The organism is Cohnella mopanensis, assembly GCF_022352055.1.
GTDB classification, from domain to species: domain Bacteria; phylum Bacillota; class Bacilli; order Paenibacillales; family Paenibacillaceae; genus Cohnella; species Cohnella mopanensis.
Genome location: NZ_JAKRWM010000001.1, coordinates 172,384 through 195,875 on the forward strand (window position 1 = coordinate 172,384; position 23,492 = coordinate 195,875).

The following is a 23,492-nucleotide window of genomic DNA, read 5'->3' on the forward strand; positions in this document are numbered from 1 at the left end:
TTTATTTAAGCTTCATCTCGGGGGCAGGCCCATCATTTACTTAGATTACGGGAGGCATAACAACATGACTACACAATCGAATAAGCTTCTTATTGAAGGCGACGCGATCGATTTGCGATACGTGCGGGAATCCGACCTGGAACGCTACTATACTTTTATACAGGATGCCGAGAACACGCGGTTGACCGGAACGCAAAAAGAGTTTACGCGCGAGGAGATCGCCGCTTGGATTCGGAAAATCGGCGTCATAAACGAGGACCGCGTCGATCTCATGATCGTAATAAAGGAAACGGACGAGCTTATAGGAGAAGTCGTGCTTAACGATATCGATTCCATCAATCGGAGCGCGAATATCCGGATCGGAATTCAAGGAACCGAGCACCGGGGCAAAGGTTATGGCACGGAGGCGATGAAATTGATGCTCCGTTACGGATTTGAAACGCTGATGCTGCATCGGATCGAATTAGGGGTCTATGCTTTTAATCCGCGAGCTATCCATGTGTACGAGAAGATCGGTTTTCAGAGAGAAGGGATACAGAGGGATGTTCTGTATTGGGACGGGGAGTTTCATGACTCGATCGCGATGGCTATGCTTGAGGAGGAGTTCCGTTCCCACAGGCTACGTACGTAGGAGTTTAGTTGTATTTTGTACACTTATTTGAGCCCGAAAGTCTGATTTTGAACAACTAAATGCAAAACTTACAATTAGTTTAACTAATTTCCAACGAAATCGTGTTGACGCCATGAAATAGTTGTAGAAAATGCAATCCCTCTCTTTGTTCGAGTAATTGGGCAGATTTAAGTGTATATAATGCACTTAGATGTGGCTTCTAATAGGATTAGTAGCAGCTGCCGCTTGCCTAATCTCACCGTATCCGTTACAATACTGAATAAATGTTCAGTATTATTCGGGGCTCGAAATCTTGTTCGGGATAAGCATTTATCCTTCGAATCGGGAGTGGGGAAGTTGAATAAGAAGAAAATCCAAAGCGAACAAACCAAAAAACGAGTTGCCGATGCTGCTAAAGCCTTATTTGTCCAGAAAGGATATAAGGCGACGTCCATTGAAGATATCGTGAACGCGACAGGCAGCAGCGCGGGGAACATCTATTACCATTTTAAGAGCAAGGAAGGCTTGTTTCTCTATTTGATCAGCGAATGGGATCGGGATTGGGAAGAGAAATGGCAAGCCAAAGAGCCGCTCTTCAAGACGTCCAAAGAGAAACTGTACGGAATGGCGGAGCATCTTGTGCTTGAAAATCTTAACCATCCGCTCACTAAGTCGGCTGACGAATTTTTTAACACTGCGGACAAAGCGAACGACGTTGAAGAAAAAATTTCCGAAATGATGGCGGGGTATCTTAATTTTAATCAAAAGTTGCTGCAGCAAGGGATCGAAAACGGAGAATTCGCGGAAAATAACGTGGAAAGCCTAGCGATCATTCTGGATAGTCTAATTATCGGACTTAGTCAACACTCCCGCAAAGCGAGCCGGGAGGATGCGCTTGCGTTATACAAATCTGCGGTCGATGTGTTTCTTAATGGAATAGCCAAGGATCGTTCCTGATTCTTGACGTCATAATATAGAATGAATGTTCAGTATAAATATTCAACATCTTAGATGATCAGCTTAGAAGCTTGGAGGATTCATCATGTCACTACTGTTAAGAAATCGAGCAGCCCTATTGCTCCTCATGTTTAATCTCTTTCTAGTCTTTACGGGAATCGGCCTAGTCATTCCGGTTATGCCTAAGTTCATGGCGGAGCTTGAGATCAGCGGGAGCATCGTAGGACTACTCGTTGCCGCGTTTTCGCTTACCCAACTGCTATTCTCGCCATTAGCCGGCAGGCTTTCGGATTCGCTCGGCCGGAAACCGATTATCGTATTGGGCATGATAGCGTTCGCCCTTTCCGAATGGCTCTTCGGGGCAGCCCAATCGACGTTTGTTCTGTTTGCTTCAAGAATGCTTGGAGGGGTCGGCGCAGCTCTCATCATGCCCGCGGTCATGGCCTATACGGCTGACGTGACTTCCAGCGCAGAACGGGCCAAAGGCATGGGATTCATGAACGCGGCGATCACGACGGGGTTTATTATCGGTCCCGGAATCGGCGGATATCTTGCCGAGTTCGGCATACGCGTCCCTTTCTATGCAGCGGCGGTAGCCGGCGCCGTAGCCGCGACCATCACCGCGTTCATCTTGCCCGAATCCTTGTCGGCGGATCAACGGGCAAGCTCGAACGCGATGCCGCAACGGAAACGAGAAAAAAATCAAAATCTTCTCACGCAACTGATTCGTTCTTATAGCGAGCCCTATTTCCCAAGTTTGGTCATCGTGTTCGTCATGTCTTTCGGATTAGCGAACTACGAGACGATCTACAGCTTGTTCGTCGACCATAAATTCGGTTTTACGCCGAAGGATATCGCCTTTATTATTACGTTCGGCTCCATCGCGGGGGCCGTCGTTCAAGTGACCGTTTTCGGATGGCTCTTGAATCGGTTCGGCGAGAGAAGGGTAATCTCAACCTGTTTGCTCATGGCCAGCTTATTCGTCTTTTTGACACTTTTCGTGAGCAGCTTTTGGATGATTTTCGCCGTAACTTTTATCGTGTTCTTATCCATCGACATTTTACGTCCGGCCGTCAGCACGCAGATGTCCATCATGGCCGAAGATCAACAAGGTTATGTCGCAGGGCTGAACTCGGCTTTTACAAGCCTTGGGAATATCATTGGACCCGTGGTCGCGGGAGTGTTACTGGACGTTAATCTCAACTATCCTTATACTTTGGCGGCGCTCATCTTACTCATCAGCTTCGTATTGTCAAGTAGAAGCGGACGTCGGAAAACGAAGTTGTCCGGATCGGGACCTACCCGATGATTGCGCATCAACGCATAGATTCGAGTGATGTGACAGGGTTTGCGTTTTGCTTGTCATTTTTGCCTTGTACTTGCCGAGAATAAGAGTAGAGGTGAGCATGGGTTCAATTGGCGATAAACTGGGGATTATCAAGGGATATGGGGATGACTCATTTCGAGCTAATGCTACGATAACTTAATCGTTACTCATGATCTTACGCATGTTGAATGCCAGTCTTGATCATACGCTAGATATAGAATAGAAGAATAGAGTTGCTTGAATTCGGCAGGTACTGGTCAAACGGTATCTGCTTTTTTGTATGCGGTTTTTTTATCCGTGAGGAGAACGAAAGTATACCCGTATTCGACTATTTTGCTACGTTAGGATAATAGAATGTGCGAAGGTAAGAGGTTAACCTTAAGAAATCAAGGTAATCTAAAATGGAGGAAACTGGGTAATGAAGTGGTTGGTGTTGATTCATGTATTATCAGCGATTATTGGTGTGGGTCCTACTTTCTTCGGACACGTGTTGGTTAGGAACAACCAAACGTTGGAGCAGTTGAGACACTCCATGAAGCTGGCTGGTCGGCTGGACTTTTTTCCGAAAATCGGGGGCTCCATTGCGGTGATCTCAGGTATTCTGCTCATCTCGCTGAACGACTACGGTTCTTATACGCAGATGTGGTTAGTGGGATCGCTTATCCTCTATGTCCTGATCCAAATCGTTGTGATCGGCTTTGTAGCTCCGGCGCAAAAACGTGTCAAACAATGGGTGTTCGATGCTGCGAACGCAAGCAAAATCGAGCTTCCTCAGGAGCAGAGAGTCAACCTCTCAAGAGCAAATGCGATGCTTTATGCAGCTTCGGTAATGGGTCTGGCATTATTCGTATTTATGATTATTAAACCTAATTAATCGAGAAAATGGGAGTGGAATGTTATGAAGAAGAAAGCCCTTGCAATATTGCTTATTTTTTCCGCAGCCTGTATGTTAGTGAGTTCCGTATTTGCCGCCGATAACGCAACACCGGAGACTTGGCAAGTCTCCGTCGGCAAAGAAACCGCCGCATCTTCGCTAGACTCCATGTTCCCGAAAGTCATCTTTATTCATGAAGGAGACAAAGTCGTCTTTACGAACGGTGCAGTGGCAACCCCGCATACCGTAACGTTCCTAGCCGGCCAATCGCCTCTTACCTCTCAAGATCCTACCTACGCTATTCCTAGTGCACCAAGTGGTGGAAGCTGGGATGGCAAGTCACTACTGAATTCAGGTATTGTGGCTCCAAAGCAATCCTATGAAGTCACCTTTACCGCTAGCGGAGCTTATTCTTATTATTGCGTACTCCACCCTATGATGACGGGTACGGTAGTTGTGTTGCCAAAAGGCCAGACGATCCCAACGAAAGTCGAGCAAGCGGCAGCCGCAAAAGCACAAGAGAGTGATCTCCTCCTCCAAGAAAGCATGCTGAAAGGCTCTCATGAAGCTCAATATGCAGTGAACAAAGATGGCTCTTTAACCTATAAAGTAGATCTTGGTTCGCAGAACAGCACATTCTCGCATAACCGCATGAGTCCTGAGACGGTTATCGTAAGCGAAGGAGATTCGATTTCCTGGACCAATCTCAGCCCTTATGAACCCCACTGGGTTACCTTTAACAAACCTGCCGACCTGAACATGTTAACGGAAAAAGGCGAGTTCAACCCTAAGTTAATGCCTCCGGCGGGCGATAAAGAGTTTAATGGCACCGGCTTTACCAACTCCGGCATACTCATGAACACGCAATCGTATAATCTGAAGTTTACGAAGGCGGGAACCTATACTTACGAATGTTATCTGCATTCCGGTTCCATGATGAAGGCCACCGTAATCGTTGTTCCGAAGGGCGCAATCAAGCTGGTGGTGAATGGCAAAGCAGTAGACAATTCTGCAGGCGCACAATGGAAAAATGGAGACCTGAATGTCGGAGTTGTATCCTTCACTAAAGCTTTGGGCGGTAAGTTCGTATTTGATAAAAAAGCTAACAAGTATACCATCACTGTAAACGGAAAATCGGCTGCAACGGCCGGGTATACGCTCAAAGGCACGGCATATGTTTCTGCGGAAAATATCGTACGTGGTTTGGGCGGGACTTATACCTGGAATGGAGCAACCCAGTCCTTAACGGTTACGGTCGGAGCACCGACTACTGCACCGGCCCCTGCCGCTTCTATGGATCACATGCATTAAAGCAATTGCAGATTATAAATTTCATACGATGATAGAAAGGGAGTTTAACGACTCCCTTTTCTTTCATTTCTTCGAGAGGAAGAATACGATGATTACGAATACCTTTCTCCTATGCGGATTCAGGAAGCTTTTACTGGCAGCGCTGATCATGACGATTACTTGGGTTACCCCCTCGTCCTCCGCAGCAGCCGTACCCACAACCACAAAGCAATTTCAGCTCTATGCAACCGATGGCTATATGACGCTGCCCGATGGTGTCCAATTGTATATATGGGGGTACAGCTTAACCAACGAGCCTGGGAGCGCGACCGTTCCCGCACCTGCACTGGAAGTAAACGAAGGGGATCAGGTCGAGATCATCCTTACGAACATCGGCGCCAAGAAATCGGGAATTAAACGGCTTGCTCATACGATCCATTTTCACGGGTTGGATACCGACCAACAGAACGACGGAGTCCCGCACACTTCACCAGCCATTCAAGTCGGGGAAAGTTTCAAATACCAATTTACAGCGAAGCATGCGGGCACTTATTTCTATCATTGCCATGTAGATACGATTGAACATTTGCAAATGGGGATGTATGGAGCATTCATTGTGAAAGCCAAGAACGGCATCAATCAAGCTTGGACTGGTGGTCCGTCCTTTGATAAAGACTATGCGTTCCTGTTAAATGAAATCGATCCGGTATGGCACCAAGCGGTGGAGGAAGGGAAACCGTATGATAGAACGGACTTCCACCCTAAATACTGGACGATCAACGGCAAAGCTTATCCGGATACGGAAACGGACCCTACGAGCTTTATTGAAGGAGTCGTCGGAGAGACCGTCCTCATTCGGTTGATCAATTCGGGGTACGAGTCGCATAGCTTTCATATGCATGGCTATCACTTCCAGATCATTGCCTCCGATGGCAGGCCGCTACCTGAGCCATTAACGAAAGATACCGTACTGATTGGTCCCGGCGAGAGGTATGACCTTCTCGTTACCTTCGATCAATCGGGGATGTTCCCCTTCCACAGCCACAATATCGTGGACAATACGAATAACGGAACATATCCTGGTGGCTTACACACGATGATCGATGTCAAGGAAAATACGACTGATCCCTCGTCCATGTTAATGACCATCCGTTTGAAAGCGGATCGTAATTCGGTCTCGGTGAACGGCGAGTCCATTCAACTTCCGAATTCGCCGGTCGAGTTGAACGGAACAACCTATATTCCCGTTCGGTTCATCGGGGAGACGTTAGGTGCAGAGGTGAAATGGCTTCCAAAGGAGAAGTCCGTTTTCTATACAACGGATAAAACCACGATTCAGTTATGGCTGAACAGCAGGCAGGCGAAAGTGAACGGTCGGCTTGTTTCCTTGCCTGCTCCTCTCAAGGAAATTAAAGGATCGGTAATGGTGCCGCTGCGTTTTATTGCCGACCAAGTAGGAGCTAAGCTCAGTAAGGATAGCAAGACGGAAGAGATCATCGTGACGGGCTCAATGAGAGCTGCGTTAGCGCCGCCTCATCAATCTCATGACGAGGAAATCAACGGCGGTGAGGCCAACGGGAACAGTAGCACAGGCGATGTAGATAAGTCAACGAGCGCCGATCCGTTAATCGTCGACATCACCACATCTTTCATGCCTGCGAAGCTGACGATCAAGAAGGGGCAAACGGTCAAATGGGTGAATAAGGATACACAAATCCATACGGTATACGACCTTCAGGACAGATTCACTAGTCCCAACATCCTTCCTAATGCCGAGTTTTCTTATACCTTCAAGGAGACGGGAACTTACACGTACTATTGCTCTACCCATCCGAGCATGGTTGGAGAAATCATCGTGACCGATTAGTAATACCAACTTATGGATTCGTCTGCAATAAACGGGGTCAGCCTATTAAGTTAAAAGGCTGACCCCGTTTTGTCGTCTTTGACCAGTCTGACTCATTCAGTTAGGCTGTTTTTTTGTGATAATTAATGGAATAATTGTAATTCAAATAATGTATTAAGAATACATTAAGTAATCTTTTCCATATGTGATAAAATGATAAAAATAGTAATTGTATATTTATGTTAATATTGACGATGTAATTCGAAGGTAGGTATATCCTATGTACGATAGCAAGGTGAAGGTAGGCGGTTCCGAGGAACGCAGAGCTGTCCAGATTGACCAGCTGGAACGGCATTATTTGGTAGGGCGGGACTTTGAAATTCAGTATTTCCTGCACCAATTGATAGACGGCGGACAACAGGGACGGATCTTGAATCTCTATGGTACCGGCGGCGTAGGAAAAAGCTATTTGATCGACGAGTTCCGTCGGCTGACGGTGAATGTGAATGCCGCCTTTCTGTTGATGGACAGCCGCGGGTTCTCTCATACACCGCAGGGCTTCTGCACGCAATTGTTGCGTATGCTCGGTTATCCGATGGAGAAGCTGCAGCAGATGACCGAGCCGCAGGCGCTTCTAGGGCTATGCCATGACATCCTGAGGGAAAAGGCGGCGAGTCAGAAGCTTGTCCTCGCACTAGACACTTTCGAGGACATGGGTGATATGGAGCTCTGGCTGAGAGAGGTACTCCTCCCACAATTGCGCCCGGAAATCCTAATTATAATTGCGGGAAGATTCCCCTTGCAAGGCATATGGCTCAGTTCTCCGGCATGGCGCCATTGGATACACCGGATGCCCATTGGGGATCTGGATTATATGTCTGTTAAGCAATATCTGGAGCGCTCGGGCATTTCTCAGGAGCAGATGATCAAACAGATTTGGGTGAAAACGAGAGGACATCCGCTCACGTTGTCCTTGATCGTCTCGACGACGATGCTTCAGAACAGTCAGGGCTTAGAATTGGTGGATGAAATCAAAGTGTTCGAACATGTTGTGAGCATTTGGTTAGAAGAGGTTCCGGAGGACAATCTTAGGGAGCTCGTAGAGACCGTAGCTGTACTTCGGCATTTCAACCAGGAGCTGCTCTCCTATGTATTGGATCGGCAGGTAAAGACGGATTTATTCCAACGGCTGGTCGGACTTTCCTTTATACGGAGAGTGGATAAGGGTTGGATCCTTCATGATTTGATGCGGGATGCTATCAGCAATGAACTGCGTTTGCGCCAGCCTGAACATTACGACTGGTTATGGAAGCGCTGCATCATGTATTACTACAGCAGGATGACCAATCCGTCTAAGAAAAAGGCAATCGCATGGGAAGCCGTCGAATGGTACTATTATATCGGCGATCATGTTGTCCGCAATCTCTGTTTTCAGAAATTGGCTCCGCATCTCATGGAGCCGCTCAGTCCGTCCAATTGGGCGGAGGCAGAGCAGTATTTGGACAATCGTTACCTCAATCTGAAGGAAGTTTGCCTTGCTCTCCAGAACCCGGACACGGGGGAGAGGTTCGAGTATATGCTTTCTAAAGAAGCAGGTTTTTACCCGATTAAGCATATTCATCTTCAAGAGCTTTACGAGCTCGATCCTGGCATTGTTAAGCTGATGAGAGATCAGCAGGGGGCAATATGGGGTCTGACGGCAATCATTCCGATTCATACAGGAACGCTTGACTACTTGCTAACTCAGCCGCTGTCATCTGCTTATTTCCAAAGTCTGCCGGACCATAAGCTAAAGGAACTCCGAGTGCCGAATGAACATATTGCGGGTTATTTTGTGAAATCGATCGATGTGTCGGATTTTGAGGACGAGGCGACACGTACAACTGCAGGGCTAGCGTTCGTCTCACTGCTTATATCTTCCGGTTATGTCGTGACGACTGGTCCTTCGGAGCTCTCTTTCTTAAAGGAATTCCACCTTAGCTTGGGGTGCGAGCAGGTCAAAAACGTTGCACATTACGATTATGACGTTAACACGCCTACACCATATTACGTTCTCGATACGAGGGGCGGCAAGCTGCAGGATTATTTGAACAGAATGATAGCGTCCTTCGGCTTATCGGATCATTCCAAGCAGCAGGATGATGGGATGTCGATGCTATCCGAGCGGGAAAAAGATGTGGTGGGACTGCTAATGAAAGGTTATACGAATCAAGAGATTGCAACTGACTTGTATATTACTGAAGTAACGGTCAAGAAGCATTTGACAGCGATATTTCGGAAGTTGAATGTCAGGAATCGAACGCAGCTGATTAACAGCTACTTGAAATAATCATAATGATCGTAAGGAGACAAGTTTTCTCTTAGGAGAGAGAGCTTGTCTTCTTTTTTTGTACGTGAGGAGAACGAAAGTGGCTTTTTTCATGCTCGTTCGGACTTTTTCGAGCTGGGTTGCACAGCATACTTCGACTCCTCAGCCAGTACCGTCGAATAAAATTATCCAAAATTAGGTTATGAACCAGTTGACTTAATAAACCTCTTGATGATATATTGTGCATACACAACATACACAATTTAATGAGGAGGTTCGGTATGCTTGCATTAGATATTCGAAATTTAAATAAGAAATACCCGAATTTTCAGTTGAAAGACGTATCGTTTCAACTGGAAAAGGGCTATATTATGGGGTTTATCGGTGCCAATGGCGCAGGAAAAACAACCACGATAAAATCAATCTTGAAAATGATTCATATCGATAGCGGCGAGGTACGCATTCTTGGCAAGGACATCGCCGAACACGAAATCGAATTGAAGCAAGAAATCGGCTGCGCATTTGGCGGTCTCGATTTCTATACTCGCAACAAGATGAAAACGTTGACCGATGTCATTAAGAAGTTCTACAAGAATTGGGATGATGAAACCTATTACAACTATCTGAGAAGATTCAAATTGGATGAAAACAAAAAAATCGCCGAATTATCGACGGGAATGAAAGTAAAGTACAGCTTGGCCCTTGCTTTATCCCATGGCGCGAAGCTTCTCGTCCTTGATGAACCGACAAGCGGTCTTGATCCGGTTGCAAGAGACGATCTGTTGGATATTTTTCAAGAGCTCGTAGTCGATGGCGAAATCAGCATTCTTTTCTCTACGCACATTACATCCGACTTGGAAAAATGCGCTGATTTTATTACCTTCATCGACAACGGGCAAATCATAGACAGTTCTGAGAAAAATGAATTTATGGAGTCCTATCGTTTACTTAGTGGTAGCGAGAGCCAGTTACACCAAGTGAAGGAACAGTTGATTTCCTACAAAACCAATTCATTCGGCTTTACGGGATTGATCCATACCAGAGACTTCGACCCCTCTTCCGATGTTAGAGCAACCACGCCGAGTCTCGAAGAAATCATGATTTATTACGCGAAAAAGGAGGATATATATGTATAACTTGGTGATGAAGGATTTGAAATTAGGAGTAAATCCTATGTTTTTCGTCCTTCCTTTATTAATGGGCGCTTTAATGCTTGTTCCCGGTTGGCTCTATTTTCTTGTCCCTTTGTATTTTTGTTGGATAACGATTCCGAACACGTTTGCCGGATTTAGAACTCAGAACGATTTGATGTTTACCTCGATGATGCCCGTAACCAAAAAAGACATCGTGAAAGCAAGGATAACCGTTATTGTCATCTTAGAATTATTGCATATTGTAATTGCAATGATCTATGGCATGATCACGATTCGTTTATACCCGAATCTAACCTACTATTTCTTCGCGCCGCACATGGGTTTTTGGGGCCTCTGTTTTGTCATGCTCGCGATCTTCAACCTGATATTTATATCCATGTATTACAAGACAGCGTATAAATATGGCGGGGCGACGACCGCTTCCATTACGGGCGCTATGCTTTTTGCCGGAATTGCTCAATGGCTCGGAATCGAGAATTCTTATGTCACTGACATTTTCAATGGTACAGGGGCTGACAATACGGCGCTTCAAATCTCCATTTTGCTCGCAGGAATCGTAATATTTTTTGCAATCACCATGATTTCTTATCGGGTTGCGGTTAAACGGTTCCTAAAAGTTGAAATCTTATGAACGTATCTATTTCGAGCACATCTGAAAAACCGATTTATCAGCAGCTTATCGAACAAATCAGCGCCCAAATTCTGAAAGGCGAGTTAGAAAGCGGCTATTGTTTACCGCCCATTCGACAAGCAGCCCTGGAGCTTCGTGTTAGTGTCATCACCGTAAAGAAAGCTTGGGAAGAACTCGAACGAAGCGGTTTGATCAATACCGTAACAGGTAAAGGGTGTTTTGTAGCCGACTTCTCGTCGGATGAGATGCTGCGAATACGTAACGAAATGGTCCTGAAGCAGATGGAAAGCGACACATCCTACTACAAATCCTTTGGCCTCACCCTGGATGAAGTTATTGAGCTGCTGAAAAAGATTTATTAATAGGTGAAAACGGCGTCTGATTGTAGGCGCCCTTTAAACGTTATCTTTCGATGAACGGCGCATGAATACAAAACAAAAACCCAGCAAATTTTGCTGGGTTCAATTAAAATTTAAATTGCGCAAAAAGGAGTACTGGCTGGAGCGGGAGGGCATGCGATTCAACATCCTCCTAAATGTTATTGATGAGAATGTGTTAGTTTGACTGCGATTTGATTATACAGCTTAGAGTTTGCTCTAAGTCAAATATTATTTATAATGAGTGAAAGCTGAAAATTGATATATTTGACCTATTAAGCTTAATGAATAGAAATGGAGTGGAAGCAATGAAGATTAGGGTCGACCGGAGAGGGAATTCCAGCATCGCTATAATCGAAAGCGATGAGTTGCTCATTGAGGATGTCCAGGGTGCGCTGGATTTAATGGCCACGGTCAATTATAACGAAGGATGCAGCAAGCTGATCATCCGCCATGAGAACATAACGGAGATCTTCTTCGATCTAAGCACTCGCCTCGCGGGCGATATTCTCCAGAAGTACACGAATTATCAGGTGAAACTTGCGATCATCGGGAATTACGAGGGGTATTCGAGTAAGAGTTTAAAGGACTTCATTTACGAGTGCAATAAAGGGAATCAAGTGTTTTTCTTGCCCAATGAGGAATCTGCGCTTGATGCGCTGCATCGTGTCGACTGAAATAAGGAATTGAACAAAAAAAGTTGCACGATCACGCGCAATACTCGAATTATTTTTTTTCGACATAATCAGACCTTTAACGAGGTTGTTCTATCATTAGCGATTAGTCGATTATAAGGTTTAAAATGGAAAACGAATTGTTCTTGGACGTCCTTTTTTGATATAAACTCCATTAATTTAATGGATAATTATGTAAAAAGTGATTAACTCGTTAAGGGTTAACCACTTTTTTTTGCGTTTATTTCGCTATTCGATATGGTGAGTATAGCGCTTAGCGATTTGTTCAAGCGTTATGGTATTGACAATGAGCTCGTCCATTGGGGCTGATCTACATACGGATAGCATATAGTCAGGTTCGAACGAAATCGATCGAACATTCCAAGTCCGGTCTGCCGTTTGCACATGCGTTGTCACGTCCTCAAGGTTTCGTATTTCAAACGAATCAAGAGCAGTGAACAAGCCTGAGCCGATCGCTTTCAGATAACTTTCTTTGTGGGTCCAAACTTTATAGAAGGCATTAAGCTTCGTATCATCACTATGATTAGCAATAAAGGTATTTTCGTATCGTGTGAAAAATCGGTTCGCGATATCGGAATATCGAAATTCCCGCATATATTCGATATCGACCCCGACTTCATCGCGATCGAAAACACATGCTACGAAATCTTGAGCATGAGAGACATTGAAATAGAGATCAGGCCAAGAGCGTAAATAAGGTTTTCCCGACGAATGAGTAGCCCATTCCAAACTTTGCCCTGGAAGTTGGTATTGAGTTAGGAGAATGTAATTCACTAGCAATTCACTAATGACCGAACGGTTGAAGTCATCGGCGACCTTGTATCGTTTTGCTTTATTCAGCCGGGTTTTGGAAACATATTCCGATAACCATTCAATGATTTCCGCATGTCTGAGGTGATCGATTCGAAGGACGAAGATGTCCAAGCGTAACGCTCCTGTTCCTAATCGCTTAATATGGGCGATGATAAATAAATAACATTATATTACATATGAATTGCAGTTAATAATCTTCGAAAGATGATAAACCATAATCAACTTCATAGTAATGCTTACGAGTGATATCGGAGCTTTTGGCAGAAATGCTTAGGTCGAATTGACTATATGTCAAATTATGGATCAAATGATACAATACAGATCTCACAAAAGCTATACCCATCACTTAACATTATATCTCATTTGTATAAGGGGCGAGGTCAAATCCTTTTTTTTGTTAATTTGTGCAAACGTTTGTACAGATCATTGAACAGAGGAGGGCTACAGTGACGAAACGGTTCATGGCGACAATTTACGTATCAAACGCTTGTGGTCGAAGGCGCGGATTTCAATTTTAAATAGGGAGGAATAACGGTGATCGACAAGTTTAAGCTTAACGACGCGGAAGTCCATACCGATTTTGAAATCGACAAGCAGTACTGGCAGAACCAATTGCAAGGGAATCCTGCGCATTCCGTCTTCCCGTCCGATTTTACGATATCCGATCGGAGCAACCGAAGGATGGAAGAAAGGAGTATATCGTTTCCAGATCCACTTGTTGCTAGGCTGGCTTCTGTGAGCAATGATTCGGACCTTGGGCTGTACATGATTCTGCTGTCCGGAATCCTATATCTGCTGCACAAATATACCCAGCATACGGATCTGCTCATTGGGTGTCCGGTTCTTCGCAGCGATGCTCCCAAGCTGAACCATATGCTACCGGTCCGGGTGGATAGCAGCGGTGAGATAACGTTCAAAGAATGGATGTCCACGATCAAACGCGCGGTTGCCGGAGCCCATCAGCATGACCGTTTTCCGTTGCAACAGCTCGGCACGGATGCTGTATTGTACCGTGTCGCGGCGATGCTGGACAGTATTCAAGAGCAGCCACGAGCTAGCAGTATAGATGCCGACATGTGGTTTATCTTCGCCAAAGATAAGAAGTCGCTTCGCTTGAAGCTGCAATACGATGGCGGCTTGTATGAGGAACAGACCGTGGACGCGATCCTGAAGCAATTGATCACCTACTATTCCTCAGTTATGGAGTTTCCCGGCTGCCGGCTATCCGAGATCGAATTGCTGTCTCCGGAAGAGAAGCTAAGGTTAATCCGATTTAACGGCGAGGCCGCGATGTATCCGCGGGAGAAAACGATCCATGGGCTTTTCGAGGAGCAAGCCGAGAAAGCGCCGAACGCCGTAGCCGTCAGTTACGAAGGTAACTTATGGACTTACATGGAGCTGAACGCAAGAGCCAACAGGCTCGCGCGCACCTTAAGGGCGCAAGGCATTCAGGCCGACCAGTTGGTCGGGATCATGGCCGAGCGTTCGCTGGAAATGATCGTCGCCATCCTCGCGGTAGTGAAGGCGGGCGGTGCTTACGTTCCGCTCGACCCGGACTACCCGCAAGAGCGAATTGCCTACATGCTGAACGATTCCGGCGTGAAGCTGCTGCTTATGCAGCGGCACCTTCGCGAACGAGTGTCGTTCGAAGATAGCGTACTCTACGTTGACGAGGCTTCCGCTTACGATGCGGACGGATCGAACTTGGAGCCGGTATCGGGCCCGGATCATCTAGCCTATGTGATCTACACATCGGGCTCAACGGGCAAACCGAAAGGCGCCTTAATCGAGCATAAGAACGTAGTCCGGCTCCTGTTTAACAGCGACAATTTGTTCGACTTCGGCGCGGAAGACACGTGGACGTTGTTCCATTCTTACTGCTTCGATTTCTCCGTGTGGGAGATGTACGGGGCGCTGTTGTACGGGGGGAAACTGGTCATCGTCCCAAGCATGACAGCGAAGAGCCCTGAGCAATTGTTAAAGCTGCTGCAAGACGAGCAAGTAACGGTCTTGAACCAAACGCCGACTTACTTCTATCAGGTGATCCAGGCGGATCAGGCGCAAGAGAATAAAGCCCAATTGGGTCAAAGCCTGCGCTTAAAAAAAGTAATCTTCGGCGGAGAGGCGTTAAGCCCCTTTGCGCTGAAAGATTGGAAAAAGAAATATCCGAACACGCAGCTAATTAATATGTACGGCATCACCGAAACGACCGTCCATGTCACCTACAAGCAAATTACGACGTTGGAAATCGCGCAAACGAAAAGTAATATCGGCAAAGCTATCCCAACGCTGCAAGCCTACATTCTGGACGAGAATCGCCAGTTACTGCCGATCGGCATGCAAGGCGAGCTCTATGTCGCCGGCGACGGGCTGGCGCGAGGTTATTTGAACCGGCCGGACCTGACGAAGGAGAAGTTCGTTGACAATCCGTTCCATCCGGGTACGAAGATGTACCGGACGGGGGATTTGGCGAGATGGCTGCACGACGGAAACCTCGAATATTTGGGGCGGATCGACGACCAAGTGAAAATCCGCGGATACCGCATCGAGCTGGGCGAAATCGAGTCCCAGTTGCTCAGAACTGCAGCCGTTCGGGAAACGATCGTGATCGCGCGGGAAGACGGAGCCGGGCAGAAGGAGCTGTGCGCGTATTTCGTGGCGGACCGTCCAAGAAAAGCAAGCGAGCTGAGAGAAACGCTCGCACAAGTGCTACCGAGTTATATGATTCCCGCTTATTTCGTGCAATTGGATCAGATGCCTCTGACCTCCAACGGTAAAATTGACCGCAAAGCTCTGCCTGCGCCGCAGGATAGCGCGCAGTCCGGCGCGGCTTACGAAGCTCCCCGCAACGAGGTTGAAATGCGGTTCGCGCAAGTGTGGCAAGAGGTACTGGGGGTGGCGCAAGTCGGCATTCGCGATCCGTTCTTCGCGATCGGCGGAGATTCGATCAAAGTGATCCGCATTATCAGCAAGATCAACGCGCAGCTTCGAACCTCGATATCGGTGGCGGATTTCTACACCTCTCCGACAATCGCCTCTTTGGCGGCGTTGGTTCAAAGCCGTCCGGCAACTAGCGATGAGCGGGAGAAGGGCTTACGCATCGTTGCCGACATTACGGACCGGATCGCCGCCGAAGCAATAGAATGCCCGTTGCCGGAACATACGGAAGATTACTATCCGCTCAGCAACATTCAGATGAGCATGGTGTTTTACTCGAAGATGATGCCTCAGGAGCCGATCTATCACGATCAGTTCTATTTCCTGCTCGAGATGCCCGGCTTCGATAGGGCAACGTTCCAACGAGCGGTTGCCATCTTGGCCCAGCGCCATCCCATCCTGAGAACATCCATGGAGCTGCAGCGTTATGGAACGCCGCTGCAAATTGTCCATCAACATCGCTTGCCGCATGTGGAGTTGGTCGCTTTGACGGATAGGCGGGAGGACGAACAGGAACAGTCGATCCGCGCGTATATGGCGGAGGATCTGCAGGACAAATTCAAGTTCGACGGTGATTTGTTATGGCGCTTGCGCGTATTCCAACTGAGCTTCGAAGAAGTGTGCGTCGTGCTATCGTTCCATCACGCGATATTAGACGGCTGGAGCGTAGCTACCTTTAACAAAGAGCTGATCGAAACGTACAGCGCGCTAGTCGCGGATAAGCCATATACGCTACCCGTGTTGAAAGCAACTTACAAAGATTACGTCGCCATTCAGCAGTCCCGACAAGCCTCGGACGAAACGCGGCGATACTGGAAGCGTTATTTGGATGGTTATACCCGGAGCAAGCTGCCGTTCAACTTGGCAGGCAAGCGGATCAGCGAGAACCCCGTGAACGCCATATGCCGGAAACAAGTGGATTCGCGCATGTGGGATTCGATCGCTAAGTTCTCGCAGCGGTATCGGTATTCGATGAGGGAAATATGCTTTTCCGCTTATTTGTACCTGATGCACATTCTCACCACGGAGCGCGACCTCGTAACTGGTATCGTGACCCATGACCGCCCGCAACTCGAGGATGGGGACGCGATACTCGGTTGTTTCCTGAACACGTTGCCGTTTCGGATCGAAGTCGATCGCGGGATGACGCGCTTGCAATTTCTCGAACAAGTAAAAACACGCATGCACGACATGTTCGCACACGAGTTATTCTTGGTCGATATCGCGCAAGAGGTCGGGGACACGAAAGGCGATGTAAGCAACCCTTTGTTCGATTCCTTGTTTAATTTTACGGATTTCCATGTGATGGATGGGCTGGAGAACAACGCGTTCATTCGCACTTCGGATCGCCGAATGGAGCTGGCGTCCAGCGAAATGACGAACACGCTGTTCGATTTGGAAGTGTCCAGCACGATGAACCAGGCGTACATCCAGATCAAATATGCGCAAGCTTATTTCCACACAACGGAGATCGATACCGCATTCGACCTGTATATACGGATTTTGCGCGCGTTCGCCGAACATCCGGCGAGCACGCTGCAAGAGCTTCCGGTGCTGTCGGATGAGGAGCGCAGACGGATACTGTACGATTTCAACGCGACTCAAAGCGCTTACGCCAAAGAGAAAACGTTGCACGCCTTACTGGAAGAACAAGCTGACAGAACGCCGCACAATGTCGCCTTGAAGCTGGATCTAGCAGAAATGACGTACGGGGAGCTTAACGGCCAAGCGAACCAGGTAGCCCGGATGCTTCTGGATAACGGCGTCCAATCGGGTGATCGCGTAGGTCTCGTGGCGGATCGCGGGTTCGGCATGATCGTCGGCATGTATGGCATCTTGAAAGCCGGTGCCGCTTACGTCCCGATCGACCCCGAGTACCCGGATGACCGCAAAGCTTACATTAGCCGGAACGCAGAAGTGACGGCGCTACTGGCGGACCGAGACTACGGGGTTGCGATCGAGAACATGCTGCTGCTCAATGACGACAAATTCAGCCATTACGCTACTGATAATCTGAATCTCTACCAAGACTCTCAGCATCTGGCGTACATCATCTACACGTCAGGCTCCACGGGTACGCCCAAAGGCGTTATGATCGAGCACCATTCGGCCGTAAATCTGGTCCAATGGGTGAACAAGCGATTCGAAGTGGGTAAGAGGGATACGCTGCTGTTCGTAACGTCGATGTGCTTCGATCTCTCGGTCTACGATGTGTTCGGGATGTTGGCGTGCGGAGGTAAGGTCGTCATCGCTCGCAAGGAGCAAGTGCAAAACCATACTCAGCTCATTCGCCTAATGAAAGAAGAGAAGATTACGTTCTGGGATTCCGTGCCTTCGACGATGAACCATCTGGTCAACATGATCGGACAGGAAGAACCCGATTTCTCCCAAACGAGCTTAAGGCTCGTTTTCTTGAGCGGGGATTGGATTCCCGTGCCTCTGCCGGATACGATCCGTTCCATCTTCCCGAACGCGGAAGTGATTGCGCTCGGAGGCGCTACGGAAGCGACGGTCTGGTCGAATTATTATCCGATCCGTGCCGTGGAGAAGACGCAAACGAGCATTCCGTACGGCAATCCGATGGACAATAATACGTTTTACATTTTGGACGATCAATTAAATCCCGTACCTTATGGAGTAGCCGGAGAGCTGTATATCGGCGGCATTGGGGTCGCGCGCGGCTACATGAACGACAGCGAGAAGACGGCGAATGCCTTCGTACACAACCCGTTCGTAACTGAACCGGAAGCAAAAATGTACAAAACCGGGGATTTAGGTCGGTTGCTGCCTAACGGGACGATGGAGTTTTTGGGCCGGAAAGACTACCAGGTCAAAATCCGGGGGTACCGCGTGGAGCTTGGCGAGATCGAAAGCCATCTCTTCAAGCATGAGCGGATTAGGGAAGCGGTCGTACTAAGCAAACAGGATACGGACGGCGTCGCTTATTTGTGTGCCTATATCGTTTTCCACGAACCGATGACCTCGCAGCAATTAAGAGAGTATTTGTCCGGGAAGCTGCCTGGTTATATGGTACCTTCGGCATTCGTAGCGATGGAGCGATTACCATTAACCTCGAACGGCAAGATCGACCGGAAGGCGTTGCCTGAGCCCGAGCGCCACACAAGAAGCGAATCCACGGACGCGAAACCAAGAACGGCGCTAGAAAAGCAGCTTGCGCAAATATGGAAAAGCGTGCTTGGACTGAACGAGATCAACCGGGACGATAACTTCTTTGAAATCGGAGGACACTCCTTACGCGCAACGAGCTTGGTAACAAAGCTTCACAAAGAGATGAATATTTCTTTGCCGTTGCGGGAAGTTTTCGAATTTCCAACAATCGAGCAGATGGCGCAAGCGATTGAAGGCAGGCAACAAAACGCTTATTTAACGATACCTGTCGTTGAAGCTAGGCCAACGTATCCCGTTTCCTCCGCGCAGAAACGATTGTTTATATTGAGTCAGATCGAGGGCGGAGAAACAAGCTATAACGTTCCGGCAGTGTTGACAGTTGAAGGCGCGATAGATCGGACGCGACTCGAGGAAACGATTCGGCGATTAATCGATCGTCACGAGACTTTGCGAACGAGCTTCGAGTTGGTCAATGGTGAACCTGTGCAACGAGTCCACGACAAAGTCGATTTCATCGTGGCGCATAGCCGTCTTGGCGATAAAGCTTTGGAGTCGAGAGCGCGCCGATTTGTGCGTGCGTTCGATCTGGGGCAAGCACCACTTTTCCGCATTGAGCTGATCGAACTTGAGGTCGATCGTCACGTTTTGTTATTCGATATGCACCATATCATAACGGACGGAACATCGATGGGCATTCTCGTGCAGGAGTTTTCCAGCTTATATGCAGGAGTAGATCTGCCGGACTTACTCATTCAATACAAGGATTATTCGGATTGGCAAAGCAAGCAAATGGACAGCGAGCGTTATCGGCAGCAAGAGAACTTCTGGCTCGACGCCTATGCCGGGGAATTGCCTGTTCTGGATTTATTTACCGATTTCCCAAGACCTGCCGTGCGTAGCTTCGATGGGGCGCAGATCGACTTTGCCGTGCCGCCTGAACTAACGCAGCGTCTGCGAAGCTTGGCGACAAATAACGGCAGCACGTTATATATGGTTCTATTAGCTGCTTATACGACGTTGCTGCACCATTATTCGGGGCAAGAGGATATCATCGTGGGAACCCCGATCGCGGGGAGGTTATCCGCAGACTTGGAGCCGCTGATCGGAATGTTTATTAATACGCTGCCGATGAGGAATTATCCGACGAAGGATAAAGCGTTCCTTGACTATTTAGCGGATGTGAAGGAAAACGCCCTTCGAGCTTACGAAAATCAAGAGTATCCGTTCGAGGAATTGGTCTCTAAAGTAAAAGTGGCAAGGGATCTCAGCCGCAATCCGTTGTTCGATGCGATGTTCGTGTTGCAGAATACCGTGAACGGGAAGCTCGAGGTTGAATCGCTAACCTTTCAGCCTTACGTTCAAGATCAAACCATCGCTAAGTTCGATCTGACGCTCACGGTCGTAGAGCAGGGAGATGAATTGAACTGCAGCATGGAATACAGCAGCATTCTATTCAGCGAATCTACGATCCGCCGAATGGCCAGTCACTTCGTTCAACTTGCTCGATCCATCGTGGAACGACCGGGCGGAACGATAGGATCGCTGAAGATGATGACTCCGCAAGAAACCGAGCAGATTCTGCTGTCGTTCAATAACACGAAAGCGGACTATCCGCGCGAGAAGACGATACACAGGATGTTCGAGGACCAGGCGGCGAAGACGCCGAACGACGTGGCGGTCGTATTCGCAGATCGGCAGCTCACCTACCGGGAGCTGAATGAAAGCGCGAATCGGTTGGCTCGTGCATTGCGTGAGCAAGGCGTGCAGAGAGAAAGCGTCGTCGGCATTTTAGTCGAACGTTCGCTTGAGATGATGATTGGCATTTTAGCGGTTTTGAAGGCGGGAGGCGCCTATTTACCGATTGATCCCGATTATCCGCAACAACGAATTCAATACATGTTGGAGGATAGTCGCGCGAAGCATTTACTCACTCGGACATCAAGCGCAGCGCCATCCTTTGTAGGAACCCGATTGGACATAGCGGACCCTCTCAACGATCTCCAAGCCGGATCGAATTTGGAGTTCCCGCAATCTTCGAATCAGCTCGCTTATGTCATCTACACGTCGGGATCAACTGGGAAACCGAAAGGGGTCATGCTCGAGCATCGGAGCGTGCTTAACTTCATTAAAGGAATGACGGATCGGATCGATTTCTCCGCGAAGAAGACGATTTTGTCGCTGACCACGATCTCCTTCGATATTTTCGTGCTGGAAACGATCGTGCCCTTGACGCAAGGAGGCAAAATCATTATCGGAAGCGCGGAAGATCAGCATGATCCGCAACGCATAAGCGATCTGGTAATAGACCACCGCGTAAACATCGTGCAGATGACGCCTTCGAGGATGCGGCTATGGATGAGCGATGCCGCTTACTCTACCGGAATTCGCCAATTGACGGAAATCCTGATCGGAGGAGAGGCTTTGCCCGCAAAATTGCTGAACGATTTGCGGCAAGACACCTCGGCCCGGATCTATAACCTGTACGGTCCGACGGAGGCGACGGTATGGTCGGCTATGGCGGAGATTAGCACCGATGGCGGGATCACGATCGGTTCGCCGATCGCTAACACTCAAATCTATATCGTGAATGGCGGCGGTCATTTGCAGCCAATAGGGGCCGTCGGTGAACTGTGTATTGCCGGTGACGGGCTGGCAAGAGGTTATTGGAATAGGGATGATCTTACGGCGGAGAAGTTCGTGGACAATCCGTTCCTTCCCGGAACGAAACTGTACCGTACGGGAGATTTGGCTCGATGGCTGCCGGGAGGACGCTTGGAATTCGTGGGCCGTACCGACCATCAAGTCAAAATTCGCGGATACCGTATCGAACTGGGCGAAGTGGAGGATCAGTTACGGCAACTCCCGTCCGTTCAAGAGGCGGTCGTTGTCGCAAAGGATGACGATAACGGGCACAAAAGCTTGTGCGCTTATTATGTGTCGGATACCGAGTTGAGCATCGGCGAGCTTAGAGGCTTACTCTCCCATAAGCTGCCTAGCTATATGATTCCCTCGTATTTCGTGCGATTGAATCGGATGCCGCTCACGCCGAACGGGAAAATAGACCGCAAACAGCTGCCGGAGCCGGAACAAGATAGGGCGTTAATGCACGAGTACGAAGGCCCTGCCGACTCCATTGAGGAGCAGCTCGTCGACATTTGGCAGGAAGTGCTTCGGGTTCCCCGCGTCGGCGTGCATGACAACTTCTTTGAAGCGGGCGGAAATTCCTTGAACTCGATCCAAGTCATCGCCAGTACGAATACGCTCCAGATGAACCTATCAGTTAAGGACATTTGGGATTATCAGACGATTCGCAGGATTACGGAAAACAAGAAACTCGTTCAATCGGTTGCGGTAAAAGGAACTAGGAAGTTTAATCAGGGGTTTGAGGTCACTCATCGCTATCCCTACTATTATCCGTGCTTTAATGCCGTGATGTTCGAAAAAATAAAGTATCAATACGGTTTTTCAAGCTTGCCGAGAAGCTTTCTTCCTGCTGCCGACGGTTTGGCTTTGCCGACGATCGAGTACGGGAAGTCCAATCGGGGCGTCGATAATAAGAAGTTTTGCAAACTCCCGTTCGTTAGATCGATGGTACTTGCCGAGTTAATGGAGGATTTGGGGATATCATTCGAGCTCATTTCCTATCCTTCCTTGGCGGAAGGAATCGAAGCAATCGACCGTCGCTTAAGCAACGACGAGATCGTCCCGATTGTCGCCAACACCTATTACCTGAACTATACGCCTGAGTATATGATGCCCAAAGAGGAGTATAGAAGGAGGATGGACAGTTTATTCCGTCAGGATGCGGAGCAATCCGACCACTCGTTAATGGTCATCGATCGAACGGAAACGCATTATGTCGTCTATGATACGAGCTTTAACTTCTATGGGGAAATTTCAAGGGAGGATTTGCAAAACGCATTTTCCGGTCACCGCGGCATCGATTTTATCGACAAGGACTCGCCTCTGCTGAACAATGCGTATCAAGCTTTCAAGATTAGCAAGCGGGAGCCGAAAGCGCGCGAAGAAAAGGAGTGGAAGTTGCGTATTTTTATCGATATCCTGAACGATTTTCTAAGCATGGATGCAAGGGATTGCGAGGCGCATGGAATGACCTATTCCAGATATGTCGGACTAGGAGCGCTTAGCCAATTGCCACGCATCGTCAAACGGAAGCCATTTTTAACCCGCGAGAAAGAAGATCGGACGTTCTTGTCCGTTACATTGAACGATTGGAAATACAATTTCATTTTTTTGCGGGACATGTTGAATGAATTATCTCTTGATTATGAAGAGTATAGAGGGGCATCCGCGCCGCTCGACGAGGTGATTGAGGCATTGCTGAACGCGTTCAAAGAAAGCGTGACCCTTGAGGCCGGTCAACTGAATTCTTACGCTATTCGCCTAGAACAAACGATGGCAGGGATTCATTCCAATCTTAGCATTCACTTACCTCGATGGAGAGAGTTAGCCATCTTGTATAGAAGAGAATCGCGGACAGAAGCCTAATATTAAACAACCCCGCCACACGGAATGGCGGGGTT

14 protein-coding genes are annotated in these 23,492 nt (G+C 48.1%); 13 read left to right on the forward strand and 1 reads right to left on the reverse strand.

The window, feature by feature from the left end; translation table 11 throughout:
• The first annotated feature begins 64 nt into the window (after nt 1-64).
• The 12 genes from L3D05_RS00710 to L3D05_RS00760 all read left to right on the forward strand — a co-directional run bounded on the left by L3D05_RS00710 (nt 65) and on the right by L3D05_RS00760 (nt 12,051).
• Nucleotides 65-631 (forward strand): GNAT family N-acetyltransferase, encoded by a 567-nt coding sequence (locus L3D05_RS00710; RefSeq protein ID WP_239613698.1) that lies wholly within the window; start codon nt 65-67, stop codon nt 629-631.
• Between the two features lie 336 nt (nt 632-967).
• On the forward strand, nt 968-1,567 hold the full coding sequence (locus L3D05_RS00715; RefSeq protein ID WP_239613700.1) for a TetR/AcrR family transcriptional regulator: 600 nt from the start codon (nt 968-970) through the stop codon (nt 1,565-1,567).
• An 85-nt stretch (nt 1,568-1,652) separates the two neighbouring features.
• Nucleotides 1,653-2,876, forward strand: a complete 1,224-nt coding sequence (locus L3D05_RS00720; RefSeq protein WP_239613701.1) for an MFS transporter — start codon at nt 1,653-1,655, stop codon at nt 2,874-2,876.
• 97 nt (nt 2,877-2,973) lie between these two features.
• Entirely contained in the window at nt 2,974-3,054 is an 81-nt protein-coding gene (locus L3D05_RS26630; RefSeq protein WP_369417936.1) for an S-layer homology domain-containing protein, read from the forward strand.
• Between the two features lie 258 nt (nt 3,055-3,312).
• Nucleotides 3,313-3,768: a DUF2269 family protein gene (locus L3D05_RS00725; RefSeq protein WP_239613703.1), complete on the forward strand. Its 456-nt coding sequence runs from the start codon at nt 3,313-3,315 to the stop codon at nt 3,766-3,768.
• A 24-nt stretch (nt 3,769-3,792) separates the two neighbouring features.
• Nucleotides 3,793-5,079 carry a plastocyanin/azurin family copper-binding protein gene (locus L3D05_RS00730; protein WP_239613705.1) on the forward strand — a complete coding sequence of 429 codons (1,287 nt, stop codon included), beginning with the start codon at nt 3,793-3,795 and terminating at the stop codon, nt 5,077-5,079.
• A gap of 88 nt (nt 5,080-5,167) precedes the next feature.
• Nucleotides 5,168-6,925, forward strand: coding sequence for a multicopper oxidase domain-containing protein (locus L3D05_RS00735; protein WP_239613706.1), 1,758 nt, complete (start codon nt 5,168-5,170; stop codon nt 6,923-6,925).
• Between the two features lie 259 nt (nt 6,926-7,184).
• A complete protein-coding gene (locus L3D05_RS00740) occupies nt 7,185-9,233 on the forward strand; it encodes a helix-turn-helix transcriptional regulator (RefSeq protein ID WP_239613708.1) in 2,049 nt (682 codons plus the stop codon).
• Between the two features lie 260 nt (nt 9,234-9,493).
• The gene (locus tag L3D05_RS00745) at nt 9,494-10,348 is read left to right on the forward strand and encodes an ABC transporter ATP-binding protein (RefSeq protein ID WP_239613710.1); all 855 of its coding nucleotides are present in this window, start codon (nt 9,494-9,496) and stop codon (nt 10,346-10,348) included.
• A complete protein-coding gene (locus tag L3D05_RS00750; protein ID WP_239613713.1) occupies nt 10,341-10,997 on the forward strand; it encodes an ABC-2 transporter permease in 657 nt (218 codons plus the stop codon). The genes L3D05_RS00745 and L3D05_RS00750 overlap by 8 nt, the downstream gene beginning before the upstream one ends.
• A complete protein-coding gene (locus L3D05_RS00755; protein WP_239613715.1) occupies nt 10,994-11,359 on the forward strand; it encodes a GntR family transcriptional regulator in 366 nt (121 codons plus the stop codon). The genes L3D05_RS00750 and L3D05_RS00755 overlap by 4 nt, the downstream gene beginning before the upstream one ends.
• 323 nt (nt 11,360-11,682) lie before the next feature.
• Complete coding sequence (locus L3D05_RS00760; RefSeq protein ID WP_239613716.1) at nt 11,683-12,051, forward strand: DUF4180 domain-containing protein; 369 nt, start codon at nt 11,683-11,685, stop codon at nt 12,049-12,051.
• A gap of 246 nt (nt 12,052-12,297) precedes the next feature.
• Here L3D05_RS00760 and L3D05_RS00765 read toward each other — a convergent pair whose 3' ends face one another.
• On the reverse strand, nt 12,298-12,993 hold the full coding sequence (locus L3D05_RS00765) for a 4'-phosphopantetheinyl transferase family protein (protein ID WP_239613718.1): 696 nt from the start codon (nt 12,991-12,993) through the stop codon (nt 12,298-12,300).
• A 423-nt stretch (nt 12,994-13,416) separates the two neighbouring features.
• Here L3D05_RS00765 and L3D05_RS00770 point away from each other — a divergent pair, with 423 nt between their 5' ends.
• A complete protein-coding gene (locus L3D05_RS00770) occupies nt 13,417-23,457 on the forward strand; it encodes a non-ribosomal peptide synthetase (RefSeq protein WP_239613720.1) in 10,041 nt (3,346 codons plus the stop codon).
• Nucleotides 23,458-23,492: the final 35 nt, after the last annotated feature.

Coding starts and splice junctions, on each gene's coding strand:
- L3D05_RS00710 (WP_239613698.1), top strand. CDS start 65: ATGACTACACAATCGAATAAGCTTCTTATTGAAGGCGACGCGATCGAT.
- L3D05_RS00720 (WP_239613701.1), top strand. CDS start 1,653: ATGTCACTACTGTTAAGAAATCGAGCAGCCCTATTGCTCCTCATGTTT.
- L3D05_RS26630 (WP_369417936.1), top strand. CDS start 2,974: ATGGGTTCAATTGGCGATAAACTGGGGATTATCAAGGGATATGGGGAT.
- L3D05_RS00725 (WP_239613703.1), top strand. CDS start 3,313: ATGAAGTGGTTGGTGTTGATTCATGTATTATCAGCGATTATTGGTGTG.
- L3D05_RS00730 (WP_239613705.1), top strand. CDS start 3,793: ATGAAGAAGAAAGCCCTTGCAATATTGCTTATTTTTTCCGCAGCCTGT.
- L3D05_RS00735 (WP_239613706.1), top strand. CDS start 5,168: ATGATTACGAATACCTTTCTCCTATGCGGATTCAGGAAGCTTTTACTG.
- L3D05_RS00740 (WP_239613708.1), top strand. CDS start 7,185: ATGTACGATAGCAAGGTGAAGGTAGGCGGTTCCGAGGAACGCAGAGCT.
- L3D05_RS00745 (WP_239613710.1), top strand. CDS start 9,494: ATGCTTGCATTAGATATTCGAAATTTAAATAAGAAATACCCGAATTTT.
- L3D05_RS00750 (WP_239613713.1), top strand. CDS start 10,341: ATGTATAACTTGGTGATGAAGGATTTGAAATTAGGAGTAAATCCTATG.
- L3D05_RS00755 (WP_239613715.1), top strand. CDS start 10,994: ATGAACGTATCTATTTCGAGCACATCTGAAAAACCGATTTATCAGCAG.
- L3D05_RS00760 (WP_239613716.1), top strand. CDS start 11,683: ATGAAGATTAGGGTCGACCGGAGAGGGAATTCCAGCATCGCTATAATC.